This window comes from Angelakisella massiliensis (genome assembly GCF_900104675.1).
Taxonomy (GTDB): Bacteria; Bacillota; Clostridia; order Oscillospirales; family Ruminococcaceae; genus Angelakisella; species Angelakisella massiliensis.
The window spans coordinates 2860160-2877171 of sequence record NZ_LT629945.1 but is presented as its reverse complement, the minus strand read 5'-3'; the positions used below and the strand labels follow the sequence as shown (position 1 = coordinate 2877171).

At 55.2% G+C, this 17012-nt stretch carries 13 protein-coding genes and 3 tRNA genes; 15 read left to right on the top strand and 1 reads right to left on the bottom strand.

What is annotated here, in order from left to right; all coding sequences use genetic code 11:
* Nucleotides 1-75: 75 nt before the first annotated feature.
* From clpP to BQ5383_RS19135, 11 genes are all read left to right on the top strand, one after another.
* Nucleotides 76-663, top strand: a complete 588-nt coding sequence (gene clpP / locus BQ5383_RS19185) for an ATP-dependent Clp endopeptidase proteolytic subunit ClpP (RefSeq protein ID WP_071434724.1) — start codon at nt 76-78, stop codon at nt 661-663.
* A 62-nt stretch (nt 664-725) separates the two neighbouring features.
* A complete protein-coding gene (gene clpX / locus BQ5383_RS19180; RefSeq protein WP_071434722.1) occupies nt 726-2039 on the top strand; it encodes an ATP-dependent Clp protease ATP-binding subunit ClpX in 1314 nt (437 codons plus the stop codon).
* A 210-nt stretch (nt 2040-2249) separates the two neighbouring features.
* Nucleotides 2250-4685, top strand: coding sequence for an endopeptidase La (lon, locus tag BQ5383_RS19175; protein WP_071434720.1), 2436 nt, complete (start codon nt 2250-2252; stop codon nt 4683-4685).
* Nucleotides 4686-4695: 10 nt separating this feature from the next.
* Nucleotides 4696-5310: a ribosome biogenesis GTP-binding protein YihA/YsxC gene (gene yihA, locus BQ5383_RS19170; protein WP_071434718.1), complete on the top strand. Its 615-nt coding sequence runs from the start codon at nt 4696-4698 to the stop codon at nt 5308-5310.
* Nucleotides 5311-5357: 47 nt separating this feature from the next.
* On the top strand, nt 5358-6659 hold the full coding sequence (gene lysA / locus BQ5383_RS19165) for a diaminopimelate decarboxylase (protein ID WP_071434716.1): 1302 nt from the start codon (nt 5358-5360) through the stop codon (nt 6657-6659).
* A gap of 134 nt (nt 6660-6793) precedes the next feature.
* Nucleotides 6794-7096, top strand: a complete 303-nt coding sequence (locus BQ5383_RS19160; RefSeq protein WP_071435287.1) for a YerC/YecD family TrpR-related protein — start codon at nt 6794-6796, stop codon at nt 7094-7096.
* Complete coding sequence (locus tag BQ5383_RS19155) at nt 7083-7832, top strand: class I SAM-dependent DNA methyltransferase (RefSeq protein WP_071434713.1); 750 nt, start codon at nt 7083-7085, stop codon at nt 7830-7832. The genes BQ5383_RS19160 and BQ5383_RS19155 overlap by 14 nt, the downstream gene beginning before the upstream one ends.
* Before the next feature lie 182 nt (nt 7833-8014).
* The gene (hslO, locus tag BQ5383_RS19150) at nt 8015-8914 is read left to right on the top strand and encodes an Hsp33 family molecular chaperone HslO (RefSeq protein WP_071434711.1); all 900 of its coding nucleotides are present in this window, start codon (nt 8015-8017) and stop codon (nt 8912-8914) included.
* Nucleotides 8915-8993: 79 nt separating this feature from the next.
* Nucleotides 8994-9070 (top strand) — tRNA-Asp (locus tag BQ5383_RS19145).
* A gap of 50 nt (nt 9071-9120) precedes the next feature.
* Nucleotides 9121-9196: transfer RNA gene (locus tag BQ5383_RS19140), tRNA-Gly, on the top strand.
* Between the two features lie 3 nt (nt 9197-9199).
* A tRNA-Cys gene (locus BQ5383_RS19135) sits at nt 9200-9273 on the top strand.
* Nucleotides 9274-9716: 443 nt separating this feature from the next.
* Here the strand turns inward: BQ5383_RS19135 and BQ5383_RS19130 are convergent.
* Nucleotides 9717-11438, bottom strand: coding sequence for an FAD-binding protein (locus BQ5383_RS19130; RefSeq protein WP_071434709.1), 1722 nt, complete (start codon nt 11436-11438; stop codon nt 9717-9719).
* 429 nt (nt 11439-11867) lie between these two features.
* On the opposite strand from BQ5383_RS19130, the gene BQ5383_RS19125 reads away from it, so the two are divergent.
* From BQ5383_RS19125 to BQ5383_RS19105, 4 genes are all read left to right on the top strand, one after another.
* Nucleotides 11868-13070: a BMP family lipoprotein gene (locus BQ5383_RS19125; RefSeq protein WP_235822022.1), complete on the top strand. Its 1203-nt coding sequence runs from the start codon at nt 11868-11870 to the stop codon at nt 13068-13070.
* A gap of 249 nt (nt 13071-13319) precedes the next feature.
* Complete coding sequence (locus tag BQ5383_RS19115) at nt 13320-14849, top strand: ABC transporter ATP-binding protein (RefSeq protein ID WP_071434705.1); 1530 nt, start codon at nt 13320-13322, stop codon at nt 14847-14849.
* Nucleotides 14846-16024: an ABC transporter permease gene (locus tag BQ5383_RS19110; RefSeq protein ID WP_235822021.1), complete on the top strand. Its 1179-nt coding sequence runs from the start codon at nt 14846-14848 to the stop codon at nt 16022-16024. Before BQ5383_RS19115 ends, BQ5383_RS19110 begins: the two co-directional genes overlap by 4 nt.
* Entirely contained in the window at nt 16024-16983 is a 960-nt protein-coding gene (locus BQ5383_RS19105; RefSeq protein WP_071434703.1) for an ABC transporter permease, read from the top strand. The genes BQ5383_RS19110 and BQ5383_RS19105 overlap by 1 nt, the downstream gene beginning before the upstream one ends.
* Nucleotides 16984-17012 lie beyond the last annotated feature (29 nt).

The window sequence follows — 17012 nt, the reverse complement described above, 5'->3', positions numbered from 1 at the left end:
TCTACATAGGGCGGGTTTCCTTCTGGGCGACCCGCCCTGCATAAATCCACGCGAATCTACGGAGGTGCATCCAACATGAGCCTTGTGCCAATGGTCATCGAACAAACCAGCCGGGGAGAACGGTCTTACGATATTTTTTCCCGTCTGCTCAACGACAGAATCATCATGCTCAGCGACCAGGTCAACGACGCTACTGCCAGCCTGGTGGTGGCGCAGCTGCTGTATCTGGAGGGACAGGACCCGGAGAAGGACATCAGCCTTTATATCAACAGCCCCGGCGGCTCCATTACCGCCGGCATGGCCATTTATGATACCATGCAGTACATCAAGTGTGATGTTTCCACCATCTGTGTGGGTATGGCCGCTTCCATGGGCGCGTTTCTTCTTTCTTCCGGCACTCCCGGCAAGCGCCTGGCGCTGCCCAACGCCGAGATCATGATTCATCAGCCGCTGATGAGCGGTCTCCAGGGCCAGGCCACCGACATCAAGATCCATGCGGACCGGCTGATCCACATCCGGGAAAAGCTCAACACCATCCTTGCCCAGCAGACCGGCAAGCCTCTGGAAGTGATCCAGCGGGATACTGAGCGGGATAACTTCATGGATGCTGACGCCGCCTGCGCCTATGGTCTGATCGACAAGGTCATTGCCCACAGAGATTGAATCCCACCGGCGCCGTCCCTGGGGATGGCGAAATGTGATGAGCGAGGAGAGTAGCAGCAACAATGGCAACAAATGATAACAAAAAGCAGCTTCGATGCTCCTTCTGCGGCAAACAGCAGGATCAGGTAGAGCGAATGATCGCCGGTCCCGGCGTATGCATCTGCAACGAGTGCATTGAGCTGTGCCAGGCCGTATTGGATGAGCGTCCTCCGGAAAAGAAAAAGGTCCGGGAAGAAGTGGAATTGACCATCCCAAAGCCATCAGAAATCAAAAGCTTTTTGGATGAATATGTGGTAGGTCAGCAGGAGGCCAAACGGGCTCTGTCCGTGGCAGTCTATAACCACTACAAGCGGATCTATTTCGGCGGCAGCGGCGAAGATGTGGAGCTGGGCAAGAGCAATATTCTGCTGCTGGGCCCCACCGGCGTGGGCAAAACCATGCTGGCCCAGTCTTTGGCCCGGGTGCTGAATGTGCCCTTCGCCATCGCGGACGCCACCACCCTCACTGAGGCGGGTTATGTGGGCGAGGACGTGGAAAACATCCTTCTGCGGCTCATCCAGGCGGCGGACTTCGATGTGGCCCGTGCCGAGCGGGGCATCATCTATATCGATGAGATCGACAAGATCTCCCGTAAGTCGGAAAATCCCTCCATCACCCGGGATGTCAGCGGTGAAGGCGTGCAGCAGGCGCTGCTGAAGATCCTGGAGGGCACTGTTTCCAACGTCCCGCCCCAGGGAGGACGGAAGCATCCTCAGCAGGAGTTCATTCAGATCGACACCAGCAACATCCTCTTTATCTGCGGCGGCGCCTTTGAGGGCCTGGAATCGGTCATCGAAAAGCGCACCGACAACTCCAGCATGGGCTTTGGAGCCCAGCTGAAGGAGAGTAAGGAGGAGCGGAGCCGCAAGCTGCTCAAGCAGGTGGTTCCCCACGATCTGGTCCGCTTTGGTCTGATCCCGGAGCTGGTGGGCCGTATTCCGGTCATTGCCACCCTGGACCCCCTGGACGAGGAAGCGCTGATCAAGATTCTTACCGAGCCGAAGAATTCCATGGTGCGGCAGTACAAAAAGCTGTTCCAGCTGGATGGCTGCACACTGGAATTCACCGACGATGCGCTCAAGGCTCTGGCGGAAAAAGCCATTGCCCTGAAAACCGGCGCCCGGGGCCTGCGGGCCATTATGGAAGGAGTATTGGGCCCCATCATGTTTGAGGCTCCATCCGACCCCACCATTGAGAAAATTGTGATTACCCGGGAGTGTGTTCTGGGCGAAAAACCGGCGGAGATTACCCGTAATCCCCTGAAAAAGCCGGTAAAGCTGAAACTGAATCAGCCTCAGTCCGCAGCTGCTTCCCGCAGACGCAGCTCGGTATCCTGAATGTGTGTGAACAAATCTGCCTCCGCCCAACCAGCGGAGGCGGTGCCATATCCGGACATTTCCGGTCATGGATTTTTCATTTGGAAAACACAGGAACTTGTTGAAAAATTCACGGCCCCTATTGTATAATGATACCCTGATGAAAGGCGGCGTATGGCTGTCCTTTCTCCAGTGCCGTTTCAGACGGCACGGAAAGGTGGTTATTGATCCATGAGTGAAAAAAAGATTATCGTCAGCAAGGCATCTCCCCGCAAGCAGGAGACTATGCCGGTGCTGGCACTTCGGGGATTGGTGCTGTTCCCCCATATGGTCCTCCACTTCGATGTGGGCAGAGCAAAGTCCGTTTTGGCTCTCAATGAAGCCATGAGCAACGAACGGAAGATTTTCCTGGTAGCCCAGCGGGATATCCGGGATGATGATCCCACCGGCGAACAGCTGTACCGTGTGGGTGTGGTGGGAGAGATCCGCCAGATTCTCCGCACCCAGGGGGATAATCTCCGGGTAGTGGTGGATGGACGGTATCGCGGCCGCCTGCTGAACATCGATGAAAACGGACCCTTCTTCAGCGGCGTGGTGGAGGAGTATCCCGTCCGGGAGCGGATCACCAACAAGGCCCTTTGCGACGCACTGGTGCGTACCGTCAAGGATCTGTTTGAGGAATATTGCTACCTCACCCCCAAGATGCCCAAGGATATTGTCAACGGCATTCTGGCGTCGGAGGACCCCTTCTATGTGGCGGAGTTCATTGCCGGAAACATTCAGCTGCGCTATGAGGATAAGCAGGCGGTGCTGGAGGAATCCAGTGTCATCAAGCGCCTGGAGCTGATTGCCAAACTGCTGGAGAATGAAAATGAGATCCTCAGCCTGGAGCAGGATATCCATGAAAAGGTGAAGGAGCAGATTGACAAAAACCAGCGGGAATTCTATCTTCGGGAGCAGATGAAAGCCATCTCCAGCGAGCTGGGAGAAGGGGAAGAGCTCTTTGAGGAGCTGGACCGGTATCGGGAGCAGATCCGGAAGCTTTCTTTGCCCCAGGAATCGGAGGAAAAGCTTCTCAAGGAAGTGGACCGGATGGAGAAGATGCCTCCCAACTCCAACGAGGCGTCTGTCATTCGGGGTTATCTGGATACCGTGCTGGAGCTGCCCTGGAACGTACATACCAAGGATAAGATCGACATTGAAAAGGCCCGCCGCCTGCTGGACAGCGAGCATTACGGGCTGAAAAAGGTGAAGGAGCGTATTCTGGAAACCCTAGCGGTGCGCAAGCTCTCTCCGGAGATCAAGGGACAGATCATCTGCCTGGTGGGTCCTCCCGGTGTGGGCAAGACCTCTATCGCCCGTTCCATCGCCGAGACCATGGGCCGGAAGTATGTCCGTCTGTCCCTGGGAGGCGTCCGGGATGAATCGGATATCCGGGGACACCGCAAAACTTATATTGGCTCCATGCCCGGCCGGATCATCACCGCCCTCAAGCAGGCAGGCAGCGCCAATCCCCTGATGCTTCTGGATGAGATCGACAAGCTGGGCAACGACTTCCGGGGCGATCCCTCCTCCGCGCTGCTGGAGGTGCTGGACAGTGAGCAGAACAATGCCTTCCGGGACCATTTTATCGAAATTCCCTTCGATCTGTCTCAGGTGTTCTTCATCGCCACAGCCAATGACCGCAGCACCATTCCCGCGCCGCTGCTGGACCGGATGGAGATCATTGAGCTGTCCAGCTATACCCGGGAGGAAAAATTCCAGATTGCCCGGCGGCATCTGGTGGCCAAACAGCTGAAGCGCCACGGCATCGCCGCCAAGCAGCTGTCCATTGCTGACAGCGCCCTGTATGAGATGATCGACTATTACACCAGGGAAGCAGGCGTGCGCAATCTGGAGCGTCTGATTGCTTCGGTCTGCCGCAAAGCTGCCGTTACCATCGTTTCCAAGGAAGATACCAAGCGCCTGAGTGTTACCGCCAAGAATCTCAGCACCTATCTGGGGCCCCGGAAGTTCCGGGACGACGAGCTGACCCGGAAGGATGAGATCGGTGTGGCCAATGGTCTGGCCTGGACCTCCGTAGGCGGCGAGATGCTCCAGGTGGAGTGTGCCGTGATGGAGGGCAGCGGCAAGGATCAGTTCACTGGCTCCCTGGGAGATGTGATGAAGGAATCGGTGTCTGCCGCCATCACCTATATCCGCAGTGTGGCGGGCCAGTACGGCATCAGCAAGACTTTCTATAAGGATAAGGACCTTCACATCCACTTCCCTGAAGGGGCAGTGCCAAAGGACGGTCCCTCCGCCGGTATCACCACCTGCACGGCTTTGGTTTCCGCTCTTTCCGGCATCCCCATCCGCCATGATGTGGCCATGACCGGTGAGATCACCCTCCGGGGAAGGGTCCTGCCCATCGGCGGCCTGCGGGAAAAGACCATGGCTGCCTACAAGTATGGTATGAAAACCGTCATCATTCCCGCTGCCAACGTTCCGGATCTGGAAGAGGTGGAGGATGTGGTGAAAGAACATATCAAGTTCGTTCCCGCGGAGCGGATGGAAACAGTGCTGGAGACAGCGCTGGTGCGCATTCCCCGTCCGGTGATTGAACCGCCGGCCCCGGCGATGGTGCCGGTAGGTGAGCGGGGAGAAGACACCTCGATTCGTCAGTGAGGAGGAAGGTATGAATTTTCAGCAGGTACGATTTGAGACCTCCTTTGGCCGGCTGGACCAGCTTCCTCCCTCCCAGATGCCGGAGCTTGTTTTTGCGGGACGCTCCAATGTGGGAAAGTCCTCCCTGATCAACAAGCTGTTCAGCCAGAAATCCCTTGCCCGGGTCAGCGCCACGCCGGGCAAAACCGCCACCATCAACTTTTTCCGGGGCGGGCAGATGCGCTTTGTAGACCTGCCCGGTTATGGATACGCCAAGGTTTCCCGTCAGGAAAAGCTCCGCTGGGCCTCCCTCATTGAGGGCTACTTCGCCCAGGACCGGGATATCCGGCTGGTATTTTCCCTGGTGGATATGCGCCATCCCCCCACCAATGACGATTTGATGATGATCGAATTTCTCATTGAAAGCGAACTGCCCTTTGTGGTGGTTCTCACCAAGGCGGACAAACTCAGCGCCGCCCAGCAGCGCAAGCGTCTGGAGGAGCTGGAGCAGGAGCTGCCTTATGGGGACCAGATCACAGTGATTCCCTTTTCAGCGGTGACCGGCCTGGGAGTGGAGGCTCTGCGGGAGATTATCAATGAGATCGAGGCGGACCGGGATGAGGATTTACCGCCTCAGGAGACCTGACAACAGAAATTCCCCCGGCTGCCGGGGCGCAGAAAGGATGAAGACCCATGTTAAATGCACGCTGCCTGGGCGTTAATGCCGCAGGACATCTGACCATCGGTGGACGGGATACAGTGGAGCTGGCCCAAACTTATGGTACCCCTTTGTATGTGATGGATGAGAATGAGATCCGCGGTAACTGCCGCAGTTATCGCCAATCCATTGACAAATATTATGGTGGCCGGGGGCTGGTGGCTTATGCCTCCAAAGCCTTCAATTGCAAGGCGATCTGCCGCATTGTAATGGAGGAAGGACTGGGCCTGGATGTGGTATCCGGCGGAGAACTGTATACCGCCATGAGCGTGGGTTTTCCGGCAGACAGGATCATTTTTCACGGCAATAACAAGAGCCCGGACGAACTGGCCATGGCTATCAGCTATGGCGTGGGCCGCATTGTGGTGGACAATATAGTGGAATTGCATTTGATCAGTCAGCTGGCCAAAAGCAAGAAGGAAACAGCCCATATTATGCTGCGCATCAAGCCGGGCATCGACGCCCATACCCACAATTTTGTCCGCACCGGTCAGATCGACAGCAAATTTGGTTTTGCTCTGGAAACAGGAGAGGCCATGGAAGCGGTCAAAACCGCGTTGGCCGCTCCGGGTGTGGAACTGCGGGGTCTGCACTGCCACATCGGTTCCCAGATCTTTGATGTGGAACCCTTTGAGCTGGCGGCCCAGGTGATGGCAGATTTTATGGCCGATATCCGGGATCAGACAGGGGTAGCCCTGGCAGAGCTGAACCTGGGGGGCGGCTTCGGCATCTGCTATACCAGCGATAACGATCCTCCCGCCTACGACAGCTATATGGAGCGGGTGTCCCAGGCGGTAAAAAAGACCTGCCAGCAGCGGAAAATGGAAACTCCCTTCATCCTCATTGAGCCTGGCCGTTCCATTGTGGGCCCCGCCGGCATCACCCTTTACCGGGTGGGCGCTGTCAAGGAGATCCCCGGTGTGCGTACCTATGTCTCTGTGGACGGGGGCATGACCGACAATCCCCGCTACATCCTCTATCAGTCCCAGTATACCTTTACCGTGGCCAGCCGTGCGGCGGATGCCAAGGTTCAGGGAGTGACGGTGGCCGGCAAATGCTGTGAATCCGGCGATCTGTTGGGAGAAAACGTGCCTCTCCAGGAGGTACATCCGGGAGATATTCTGGCGGTATTGGCCACAGGAGCCTATAACTATTCCATGGCCTCCAACTATAACCGCAGCTGCCGTCCGCCGGTGGTGCTGGTCAATGGCCAGGCGGCCCGGGTCATCATCCGCAGGGAGACCTATGAGGACTTGATCCGCAACGATGAGGAGTAAGCTTCTGTCAGTGAAATTTTCGTGAACGAAAGTGAACGGCTCTTTACTTTTACGCAATAAAATGTTAAACTGAAAAAGAAGTTGTGGGCGCCGGTCCTGCCGGCGCCCAAAATATCTGTTGCAGAGGTGTTACCATGAATTCCAAACTCAAGGAGCTGAATGTGGACTATCTGTTCCGGGCGATTCTGTCCTTGGAAACGATGGAGGAGTGCTACCGCTTTTTTGACGATCTGTGCACAGTGCCGGAGCTGAAGGCCCTTTCTCAGCGTCTCCAGGTGGCCAAGATGCTCAGTGAGCACAAGGTTTACAGCGACATTGTCAAGGAGACTGGCGCCAGCACCGCCACCATCAGCCGGGTCAATCGCTCTCTCAGCTATGGCTCGGATGGCTACAGTGTGGTGTTTGAAAGGTTGGAGAAGGAAGATGCCGGGGTATAACCAGACCTTTGCCGCTTTTTATGATGATCTGCTGGGAGCGGTGGATTATGGCGCCAAGGCAGACTTTTTCCTGGGGCTGATCGCCCGGTACCGGGATCGCTGCCAGCTGATACTGGATCTGGCCTGTGGTACCGGGTCCCTTTCAGTGGAGCTGGCGGCCCGGGGCAAGGAAGTCATCGGGGTGGACGCTTCTCCTGAGATGCTTTCCCAGGCCAGGGAAAAAAGCGGGGAGTGCCAGCCTCCGGTTTTGTATCTTTGCCAGGAGATGGAGGAGCTGGACCTTTACGGAACAGTGGACGCGGCCATCTGTATGCTGGACAGCCTCAACCATCTGGAGGGAGAGGAAGCTTTGGGACAGGCGCTTCATCGGCTGCAATATTTTATTGAGCCTGGGGGCCTGTTTCTGTTTGATATGAATACCCCCTACAAACACCGGGAAGTGCTGGAAGACAATACCTTTGTCTATGATACCGATCAGGTCTACTGTGTTTGGCAGAATACCTGGTCCCCGGAGGAGGGCGCCGTGGACATCGATCTGGACTTTTTTATTCCGGATGAAAAAGGCTGCTACTACCGGGAGATGGAGAGTTTCCGGGAGTACAGCTATTCAGTGGAAACAGTTCGCCGCCTGCTGGAAGAGAATCAGTTCCAGCTGCTGGAGGTCCAGGGGGATTATACCGGTTCTGCTCCGGGCCCGGAGGAAGAACGGCTGGTATATGTGGCCCGTCGGGTGTAAGGGGAAAAATCCGCGGCAGCGGGGCAAAGGCGCTTTCAGCCGGGAGATTTTTATGCTGCCCACAGCAGCTGAGCTTCCAGATTTTTGCGCTGTGTGTCAGTAAAAAATGAAAGCTGAACCTTTCTTCTTTGTTTATAGCGTGGTGCATTTAAGAGAGAACAATAACTGGAGTGTTTATTCATATGGGTAAGATCATCAGAACGATTTCCGCTGATGGCGGAGCAGTCTGCTATACTGTGGATACCACTGATATGGTGGGAAAAGCGGAACAGATCCATAAGACCAGTGCTGTGGTTACCGCGGCCTTGGGACGTCTGCTGACCGCGGCCAGCATTATTGGAGCGGGACTGAAGGGGGAAAAGGATACAGTTACCCTTCGTCTCAATGGAGACGGCCCTGTAGGAGCGGTGATCGCGGTGGCGGACGCAACAGGTAATGTCAAGGGATATGTTGCCAATCCTGTTGTGGAGCTGCCCCTGAACCAGTACGGCAAGCTGGATGTATCCGGAGCGGTGGGGAAGGAAGGGTCCCTGTATGTGATTAAGGACCTGGGCCTCAAGGAGCCGTATATCGGCATGACTCCCATTGTGTCAGGAGAGATTGCTGAGGACATCACCCAGTATTTCGCTGTCAGCGAACAGATTCCCACAGTCTGCGCTTTGGGGGTGCTGGTCAATCCAGATCTGACGGTAAAGGCTGCGGGAGGCTGTATGGTGCAGCTGCTGCCGGGAGCCACCGAAGGGGACATCAGCCAGCTGGAACAGAATTTTCAGCAGATGCCGCCTATTTCCAAAATGTTGGCTGAGGGTATGACGCCGGAGGAGATCGCTCAGCGGGCGCTGGAGGGGATGAATCCTGAGCTGCTGGACGAGCGGACAGTGGAATACCGGTGTGATTGCAGCCGCCAGCGGGTGGGACGGGCGCTGGAATCCCTTTCCGCCCAGGAACTTCAAAATATGGCGGAGGAGGATGGACAAGCAGAAGTCTGCTGTCATTTCTGCAATACCAAGTATCATTTCAGCAAGGAAGAACTTCTGGAAATTTCCAAAGAAAAAAGTGTTGACAAATCCTCTGAGAGTTGATATAATAGCAACTGTCGCCGGAACACTGGAACAGTGAGAACGGCAAAATGGAGAGGCTCAAAACTTCTCCAGACAGTATGGCCCGGTAGTTCAGTTGGTTAGAACGCTAGCCTGTCACGCTAGAGGTCGTGGGTTCGAACCCCATCCGGGTCGCCATTTTTTTCTCTGGTCTTTGTAGACCACTTTGCCGCTTGATGTGGCAATGCGCGGGTTTAGCTCATCTGGTAGAGCGCCACCTTGCCAAGGTGGAGGTAGCGAGTTCGAGCCTCGTAACCCGCTCCATATGGCGCCATAGCCAAGCGGTAAGGCAGAGGTCTGCAAAACCTTTATCCCCGGTTCGATTCCGGGTGGCGCCTCCAAAAACCCCGACTGCAATAGCGGTTGGGGTTTTTACTTTGTCGATACGCATCGGTTCCGTGAACTGACAGTTCCGGTGCTTTTTCTTTTTCCAGTTTCCCGCTGGTGGTAGGGCAGCTGACCGTTTGTTGCCATTCTGATTCGTCCGGGCAAGTGATGGAAATTTTGGACAATGGATGAAACCCGTCGTTTCCGGCTGTTTTCATAGACATAAAAAGTTGTGGCCAGAGAAACCGGACCGCCATTATTTTCTTGTGTTGCTTCCGATGACGACAGATGTTTTTCCGCAAAACTTGGGATGGCAAAACATAAGTGATGAATTTTTAAAGGGATGCAGAACCTTCCTGTAGGGTTCAGGTCCCTCCTTTTCGTTTTTACAAGCGTAAGCGCCGGGGAATATCCTTGCGATATCCTCCGGCGCTTGTTTTGTTGTGGGAATTTTGCGTCAGGCTTTTTCGGTGATTGCCTTGGCTGCGTTTTCTCCAGCCACCCGGCCAAAGACCACCGACTGGCTGTAGCCGCCGGACTGCCAGGTGACCTCTCCGCAGGCGTAGAGGCTATCCACCACACCGCCGTTTTCATAAAGGACCTGGGCCATCTCATTGCAGCCTACGCCGCCTTTGGTCATGTGGACGGCGGAAGCGGCACGGGAAATATAATAGGGACCTTCCTCCAGCACCGCCCGTTCGGGAACGAGGCCGAATTCATCTTCTGTTTTGTTGGTGGCGTTTTCATTGTAGTCGGCAAAGGTGGCTTTGAGGGTTTCAGGATCGCACCCGATTACCTGTGCCGCCTCATCCAGGGTGGCTACTTCCTGGAAGCGCTGTTCCTTCACCTGTTTGCGGACATTGGCGTGGTCGGTTACCTTCTGGGAATCCACGATCATCCATACCGCTTCCTGTTCCCGGATGGGCTCAGCCAGGGCCAGTTCACTGCTCCGCTCGTTGACAAACCGCTGGCCGTCCTGGTTGACCAGCACAGTGCCGCTGCCGCTGTTGGTGACGTCCCGGCTGGGGAGAAGGGTCAGAGGGATCATGCGGATCTTGTCCATATTTTCCAGGGCAAAGCCATATTTTTCAAACACTGGCACAAAGTCGCCTGTGGTTCCCAGCTGATTGGAGGTGCCGTAGCCCACATAATCAGGGGCATATTGTGCCAGCAGCTGTTGGTTGTTGGAGAATCCTCCGGTGGCAATAATGGTTTTCTGTGCCAGAATGCGGTAGGACTGGTTGCGGTTGTTGGTGACGGTGATCCCCGCTACCTTTTCACCGTCAAAAATCAAATCGGTGCCTGCGGTGCCGGTGCGGATCTCCACACCCAAAGCGTTGGCGCGCTCCTCCATCTTCTGCTGAATCATGGGTCCCGCGTAATCGTCCTTGGTGGCCATATGGTTCCGGCCTCCGTAGTTATAGTCCAGTGTCACTCCGAAGCTCCGCAGCCAGGCGTCCATCTTTTCCTCGCCGTCTGCCCATACCTGGAGACGTTCCGGTGTGTTTCCGGCATCCTGCATATCGGCGATGAACTGCTCTTTGCTGTCCTCCACGCCTTGGGCTTTCTGGGCCTCAGAGTTGAACAGATCATAAAAGTTCAGATCGAATTTGCCGTTGCCTGACAGGATATCCAGTTTTTCCACCACCATCACTTTCAGCTGGGGATCGGTTTCCTTGGCGGTGATGGCTGCTGCCAATCCGCTGGGACCACCGCCTACAATAATAATATCGGTGGTCACATCCTCCAGTGTGACAGCTTCATATTCCTTTTTATCGTTGATGCCGATTTCAGGCTGTTCCATGCCTGCCTGGGCCATGGCATCCGCTACAGCGCTTTTTATGGCGTAAGAGGAAAAGGTGGCGCCGGAAACCGTATCCACATCGGCGGTGTTTTCCTGAAGGATTCTTTCCTTGAGGACAGGAAAGGCCCGTTTGATGACCACCTGGGATTCATTGTCTTCCACCAGCTCCAGGTCCTTGATCACACCGTTTTCAATAATGGTACGGACGGTTAGATCCCCGCCGTAGCCGGATTTGGTAGCAGTGTAGGAGGTGGGAGAGGGGCTTTGGGAAGAATTGGAGGAGCTTTGACTGCTGGAGGAATCCTCATCCTTGGAGCAGGCGGCCATGGAGGCTGCCAGCAAGCAGGCCAGGGAAAAACAAAGAATTTTTTTCATCTGTTTTGTTTCCTTTCTTCATTAAATCAAAAAGCCGGAGATTTTCGGACCGAAGGGATGTTTGAATCGGATCGCCTGAGGGAACATGGAAAGGACAGTAAAACAACGGCCCTTCCTGCTGCGGGAAAATTCGGCTCTGTGAGTTTTTCCAGCAGGGAAAAACGAAAAAGACCGCGCCTTTTGGAAATACGGCTAGTATACCCTTCAAAAGCAGATGATATGCGGATTTTTGCCGCCTATCATGATGTCAAAAGAAAGGAAATCCAAAGGAAACTGACGAAAAAACCGTTGGCGTCCTTGTCAGTAGCAGGGAATTGTGCTATAATTTTTCATGGCCTTTTGTGGAGAGATAAACCGGTTCTGCCGGTTTTCTGTCTTCACGGGGACCTAAAAAGAGGAAAGATCCAAAAATCAGGAGGTATTTTTTTCATGATGAAGAAAATTCTTGCGCTTACTCTGACTCTGGCGCTGGCGCTGACAGCTTTCTCCGGCTGCGGCTCCACCGAGACCGCCAGCAGTTCTTCCGCCGCTGCGGAATCCAGCACCGCTGCTTCCAGCGAGGCTTCTTCCGCTCCCGCTGAGGAAGCTGCTGCCACTGGCCTGAAGATTGCCATTGTCACCAGCCCTTCCGGTGTGGATGACGGCTCCTTCAACCAGGACAACTACAATGGTATTCTCTCTTTCATTGAAAAGCATCCCGAGTCTACTGTGACCCATGTCCAGGAGACCACCGGCGACGTGGCTGCCGCTGTTCAGGCTGTGGCCGACATCGTGGCTGACTATGATGTCATTGTTACCCCCGGCTTCCAGTTTGCCGGCGTAGGTACCATCGCTCAGGAGAACCCCGACAAGAAGTTCATCCTGGTGGACTCCTTCCCCTCTGACGCCAGCGGCGCTGAGATCGTGGTGGACAATATGTACGCCATGCAGTTCGCTGAGCAGGAGAGCGGTTTCTTCGCCGGTGTTGCTGCTGCTCTGGAGACCAAGACCAACAAGGTCGCTGTAGTCAACGGCGTTGCTTATCCTTCCAACGTCAACTATCAGTACGGCTTTGAGGCTGGCGTCAACTATGCCAATGCCAAGTACGGCACCACTGCTCAGGTGGTGGAGATCGCTTCCTATGCTGGTACCGACGTCACCGGCGCCAATGTGGGCGGCAACTATGTGGGCGACTTCAATGACGAGTCCACTGGTAAGGTCGTGGGCGACGCTCTGATCGCTGAGGGCTGCGACATCATCTTTGTGGCCGCCGGCAACTCCGGTAACGGTGTGTTCACCGCTGCCAAGGAGAACGGCAACGTCAAGGTCATCGGCTGCGACGTAGACCAGTATGACGATGGCGTCAACGGCGACAGCAACATCATCCTCACCAGCGGTCTGAAGGTGATGAGCATCAACGTGGACCGTGCTCTGGAGCGGGTACTGGACGGTTCCTTCAAGGGCGAGAACGTCATCCTGAAGGCTGACACCGATTCCACCGGCTTTGTCAAGTCCGAGGGCCGTCATCAGATGTCTGAGGACACTGTTGCCAAGCTGGACGAGACCTATGCGCTGGTCAAGGACGGCACCATCGTTCCTCCCTCCAACTTCAGCGAGGGCAGCACTCCCGAGAACTTTCCCGGACTGAACTAAGGGATTACATCCAACTGAACAGATCCTACCAGCGGCAGGGGCATGGAGAAACCTCTGCCGCTGGTGGAGACAACCTGCTGCAAGCCTTCCGGGGACTGACCTTCCGGGGCCTGGACAACCGGTGAGAACGCGGCTTTTTGGCCGCGCTTTTTTGTTTTGCCGCAGGTTTGGCCGGCCGTTTTGCCGGCTGTTTCCACAGCAGAAGCAGCGGGCAAAGCCGCCGGCACAGCTTGAGGGTAAGGAGGACATATGGGCGAGTATATTGTAGAGATGCGGCATATTACCAAGCGTTTTCCGGGAATTGTCGCCAACGACGATGTGACTATCCAGGTGAAAAAGGGAGAGATTTTCGCGCTGCTGGGAGAAAACGGCGCCGGAAAATCCACCCTGATGAGTATGCTTTTCGGCATGTATGAGCCGGACGAAGGAGAAATCTGGATTCGGGGAAAACAGGAGCGGATCTCTTCTCCCAGTCAGGCTACCAAACTGAACATCGGTATGGTGCATCAGCACTTCAAGCTGGTGCAGAACTATACCATTGGAGAAAACATCGTACTGGGTATTGAGCCGCAGAAAAAAGCGTTGGGTCTGTTCCCCTATGTGGATATGAAGAGCGCCAATGAGCGGATCCGTCAGCTGTCCCAGCAATACGGTCTGGAAGTAGACCCGCTGAAAAAGATTGAGGATGTGAACGTTTCCATCCAGCAGCGGGTAGAGATCCTCAAAATGCTGTATCGGGAAGCGGAGATCCTGATTTTTGACGAACCCACGGCGGTCCTCACCCCCCAGGAAATCGAATTCCTCCTGGAAATCATCCGGGGACTGCGGGACGGCGGCAAGACCATCATCCTCATCACCCATAAGTTGGAGGAGATCAAGCAGGTGGCGGACCGCTGCGCCATCCTCTGCCAGGGCAAGCTGGTGGATGTGCTGGATGTGGCCTCCACTTCCACAAAGAAGATGGCAAATCTCATGGTGGGCCGTGAAGTTTCCTTCCAGCTGGAGAAGTCTCCCGCTCAGTACCGGCAGGAGGTGCTGCGGGTGGAGCACCTGTCGGTCAAGAATCAGGACGGCTTTGAGGTGGTCAAGGACGTCAGCTTTTCCATCCGGGGCGGTGAGATCTTTGCCATCGCCGGTGTCTCCGGCAACGGACAGGTGGAGCTGGCCGACGCCATCGCCGGACTGATGAAAGCCTCCGGCGGTACCATTACCTTAGCAGGCAAAGACATTACCAATGCGGAGATCCGTGAGAGAACGCTGGATGGAATTTCCTACATTCCAGAGGACCGGCAGAGCTATGGTCTGGTATTGGATTTCACATTAGCGGAAAATCTGGCGCTGAAGAATTACTTTCAGCCTCCCTTCTGCCAGAAAGGCATCCTCCACAAAGAGGAATTTGACCGCTACGGCGAAAAGCTCATTGGGGAATATGATATCCGCAGCGGCCAGGGTATCCGTACCCAGGTACGGAGCATGAGCGGCGGTAACCAGCAGAAAGCCATTATCGCCCGTGAGATCGAACTGGGCTCTCCGCTGATGATTTTTGTCCAGCCCACCAGAGGACTGGATATCGGCGCCATTGAGAACATTCACAAGCAGATTCTGGGAGAGCGGGACCAGGGCAAGGCCATTCTGCTCATCTCCCTGGAGCTGGATGAGATTATGAACCTGGCGGATACCATCGGTGTTATTTATAACGGCCAGCTGCTGAAAATTGCGGACGCTTCCACCCTGACTTCCAGACAGGTGGGCGAATTTATGATGGGGGTGAAGGCATGAGCAAACGCGGTGAAAAAACAGTTTCCATGAAGGACCGTTTTCTGGTCCGGCTTTTGGGCAATGAGCGGTGGCAAGCCATCACTATCCCGGTCTTTGCCATTTTGCTCAGCTTGATCGCGGCGGCTATCGTTATTCTGCTGGTAGGAAAAAATCCGCTTACCGCTTTTCAGAGCCTGATGCAGGGCTCCGGACTGTGGCCCAAGGCATCCTATGCCGCCAAAAAAAGTATGCTCACCGATTTTATGAGCTTTTTGGATCTGATGACCCCCATGCTGTTTGCGGCGCTGGCGGTGGCGGTGGCCTTCAAGGCGGGGCTGTTTAATATCGGTGTCTCCGGCCAGATGCTGTGTGCCGGTTTCGCAGCTACTGCGGCTGTGGGCTATCTGGAGATCCCCGGCGTGGTGGCAAAACCTCTGGTGGTCCTTATCGGTATTGTGGTGGGAGCTCTGGTAGGCGGTTTGATCGGTTTTCTCAAGTACCGCTTTAATATCAATGAAGTGGTTTCCTCCATCATGCTCAACTACATCGCCCAGTATGTTATCAGCTTTCTCATCTACACCAATTATGTGGACCCGGTTTCCCGGCAGTCCCGGTATGTATTGGCTTCCGCACGGCTGACCCTGGCGGACACCGAGATCGGCGGGCTGAAAATGAATATCCCCCTGGGCTTTATTCTGGCTCTTATTGCCGTGGCTGCGGTGAAGTTTTTGATGGACAAGACCCGTCTGGGCTATGAGCTGAAAACAGTGGGCGCCAACAGCAAGGCGGCTCGGTATGCTGGTATCAATGTTAAAAAGAGCATTGTGGCTTCCATGATGATCTCCGGATGTCTGGCGGGCCTGGCGGGCGTGACCTATTATTTGGGATATTATGCCTCCATCGGTCCCCGGACCCTGGCCAGCACCGGTTTTGACGCCATTGCCGTTTCCCTGCTGGGCAATTCCAATCCGGTGGGCATCCTCTTCTCCTCATTCCTGATCACGGCTATTACCAAGGGCAGTACCTATATGAGTTCTACCGTGGGTGTGCCTCAGGAAATCGCCAGCGTAGTTACAGGCTTGATCCTGCTCTTCTCTGCCTGCGGCGCTTATATTCAGTATATGGTCAAGCGTTCCAAGGATCGTATGACAGAGGCACAGGCGGAACAGCACAACGGAAAGGAGGTTGACGGCTGATGGATACAGTGATCATTGATGGTCTTTCCTTCGCCCTTCCCCTCTTTATTATCGCCATCGGCGGTATTTACAGCGAGCGCAGCGGTATCACCAATCTGGCGCTGGAAGGTCTGCTGGGTGTGGGCGCTTTCTTCGGCGCTTTGGTGGTGGCCCTGACGGCAGGGAACTTCGCGGCGGATTCTCAGGTGCCCTTTTATTTGGCAATGATTTTTTCGGTGCTGGGCGGTGCGCTTTATGCCATGCTTCACGGCCTGCTGTGCATCAAGTTCAAAGCCAATCAAGTTATCAGCGGTGTGGTCATCAACATCTTGGCCATGGCCCTCACCTCCTTCCTCACCAGCCAGATCAACGCAGCGGTGTTGGGCAAACCCTCCAATAAGTTCCAGTTGGGTGTATCCAGCCGCTTTACCGTTCCGGTGTTGTCGGATATTCCTGTGCTGGGAGCAGTGTTTACCGATGTCTATCCCTTTGAGGTGGTCATCATTCTGGTGACGGTGCTGGCCTGGTATGTGCTCTATCGTACACGTTACGGAATGCGTCTGCGGGCCTGCGGCGAGAATCCCCACGCGGTGGATGCCGCCGGCGCCGACGTGGCCAAGATCCGTTTCAGCGCGGTGATGATCTCCGGCGCTTTGTCCGGTCTGGGAGGCATTTGCTTTGCCTACTCCATCTCCGCCAACTTTTCCCCCAACATTTATGTGGGCTTCGGCTACCTGTCCATTGCGGCGCTGATCTTCGGCAACTGGCGGATCATGCCCACGCTGGGGGCTTGCCTGCTGTTTGGCTTTGCCCGGTCCGGTGGTTATAAGATCGCCCAGATTCTGGCGCTGCCCAGCACCTTCAGCGATTTGATTATGACGCTGCCCTATGTGCTCACCCTGCTGCTGCTGGTCTTTTTCTCCAAGAGCAACCGCGCGCCCAGAGCGTTGGGAGAAATCTACGACAAAGGCAAGCGCTGACAGGAAAGATATTGTTTTGATCTGCGGCA

Excerpts from the sequence above, each read along its gene's own strand:
- clpP (WP_071434724.1), top strand. The coding sequence starts at position 76 with ATGAGCCTTGTGCCAATGGTCATCGAACAAACCAGCCGGGGAGAACGG.
- clpX (WP_071434722.1), top strand. The coding sequence starts at position 726 with ATGGCAACAAATGATAACAAAAAGCAGCTTCGATGCTCCTTCTGCGGC.
- lon (WP_071434720.1), top strand. The coding sequence starts at position 2,250 with ATGAGTGAAAAAAAGATTATCGTCAGCAAGGCATCTCCCCGCAAGCAG.
- yihA (WP_071434718.1), top strand. The coding sequence starts at position 4,696 with ATGAATTTTCAGCAGGTACGATTTGAGACCTCCTTTGGCCGGCTGGAC.
- lysA (WP_071434716.1), top strand. The coding sequence starts at position 5,358 with ATGTTAAATGCACGCTGCCTGGGCGTTAATGCCGCAGGACATCTGACC.
- BQ5383_RS19160 (WP_071435287.1), top strand. The coding sequence starts at position 6,794 with ATGAATTCCAAACTCAAGGAGCTGAATGTGGACTATCTGTTCCGGGCG.
- BQ5383_RS19155 (WP_071434713.1), top strand. The coding sequence starts at position 7,083 with ATGCCGGGGTATAACCAGACCTTTGCCGCTTTTTATGATGATCTGCTG.
- hslO (WP_071434711.1), top strand. The coding sequence starts at position 8,015 with ATGGGTAAGATCATCAGAACGATTTCCGCTGATGGCGGAGCAGTCTGC.
- BQ5383_RS19130 (WP_071434709.1), bottom strand. The coding sequence starts at position 11,438 with ATGAAAAAAATTCTTTGTTTTTCCCTGGCCTGCTTGCTGGCAGCCTCC.
- BQ5383_RS19125 (WP_235822022.1), top strand. The coding sequence starts at position 11,868 with ATGATGAAGAAAATTCTTGCGCTTACTCTGACTCTGGCGCTGGCGCTG.
- BQ5383_RS19115 (WP_071434705.1), top strand. The coding sequence starts at position 13,320 with ATGGGCGAGTATATTGTAGAGATGCGGCATATTACCAAGCGTTTTCCG.
- BQ5383_RS19110 (WP_235822021.1), top strand. The coding sequence starts at position 14,846 with ATGAGCAAACGCGGTGAAAAAACAGTTTCCATGAAGGACCGTTTTCTG.
- BQ5383_RS19105 (WP_071434703.1), top strand. The coding sequence starts at position 16,024 with ATGGATACAGTGATCATTGATGGTCTTTCCTTCGCCCTTCCCCTCTTT.